1 protein-coding gene is annotated in these 1,276 nt (G+C 42.2%); it reads left to right on the top strand.

The window, feature by feature from the left end; genetic code table 11:
- Window positions 1-78: 78 nt before the first annotated feature.
- Window positions 79-1,268 (top strand): IS3 family transposase gene (locus RM573_RS17400; RefSeq protein WP_311585130.1). Its coding sequence is split into 2 segments (ribosomal slippage): window positions 79-340 and window positions 340-1,268, totalling 1,191 coding nucleotides; the frame shifts between segments, so codons are not numbered across the junction.
- The last annotated feature ends 8 nt before the right edge of the window (window positions 1,269-1,276 follow it).

The raw sequence follows: 1,276 nt of genomic DNA, 5'->3' as shown, positions 1-1,276 counted from the left end.
AACTGTAGTGGTATAACGATTTTGGCCACCTAATTAGAGGATGTTATGATCAATTCATAGCAGTATTAGGCGAATAAAATGGCGAAGAAATCCCGTAAAAATTTCAGCCCTGAATTTAGATTAGAAACAGCGCAATTAGTGCTTGATCATGATTACACTCATGAAGAAGCTGCTAAGGCAATGAATGTTGGTTACTCAACCATTGGCAAATGGGTAAAACAGTTAAGAGAAGAGCGCCAAGGACAAGCACCCAAAGCAGCCCCAATGACGCCAGAGCAAATTGAAATTCGTGAACTTAAAAAGAAAATTGAACGGATTGAGTTAGAAAAGGAAATTTTGAAAAAGGCTACGGCTCTGTTGATGTCGGACTCACTGAACAATTCGAATTAATCGAAAAACTCAATCAGAGCCATAAAGTAAAATACTCAATCAAACTGTTGTGTGAAGTGTTTGGTGTTCACCGCAGTAGCTATAAATACTGGTCGTTACGTGATAATTCGCTTTCAACCGAAGAGCTAACACTAAGAGCTGAAGTTAAAGCCGCTCATGTGTTAAGTGGTGGCTCTGCTGGTGCGAGAACTGTTGCTGACATTGTGACGCAGAATGGTATAGGCCTTAGCCGTTACCGTGCAGCAAGGCTTATGAAAGATCTTGGCTTGGTGAGCTGCCAATTACCGCAACATGCTTACAAGAAAGCATCGAAAGAGCATGTGGCAATACCGAACCTGCTTGAACGGCAATTTGCGGTAACAGCACCCAATCAAGTTTGGTGTGGTGATGTGACGTATGTTTGGACGGGTAATCGTTGGGCTTATTTAGCCGTTGTTATTGATTTATTTGCCCGCAAGCCTATCGGCTGGGCGATGTCTCACTCACCCGATAGTGAACTAACAGTTAAAGCTTTGACGATGGCGTATGAATTACGTGAACGCCCTGAAAATGTAATTTTTCATAGCGACCAAGGTAGCCATTATACCAGCCGTAAATTCAGGCAAAGCATTTGGCGTTACCGAATAACACAAAGCATGAGCCGCCGAGGTAATTGTTGGGATAATGCGCCAATGGAGCGATTTTTTAGAAGCTTAAAAACGGAATGGATACCAACGGTGGGTTATCGAAATTTTAACGAAGCTAAAATAGAGATCACGAAATATATCATTGGCTATTACAGCCAAGTCAGGCCGCATCAATATAATGGCGGTTTGACACCAAACGAGTCAGAGAAAAGGTACTGGCTTAACTATAAAACCGTGGCCAATTTAACTTGACCACTACA

The organism is Thalassotalea castellviae, from assembly GCF_031846185.1.
GTDB lineage: Bacteria > Pseudomonadota > Gammaproteobacteria > Enterobacterales > Alteromonadaceae > Thalassotalea_H > Thalassotalea_H castellviae.
The sequence above is the reverse complement of the archived record's forward strand: the minus strand, read 5'-3'. Positions and strand labels throughout refer to the sequence as shown.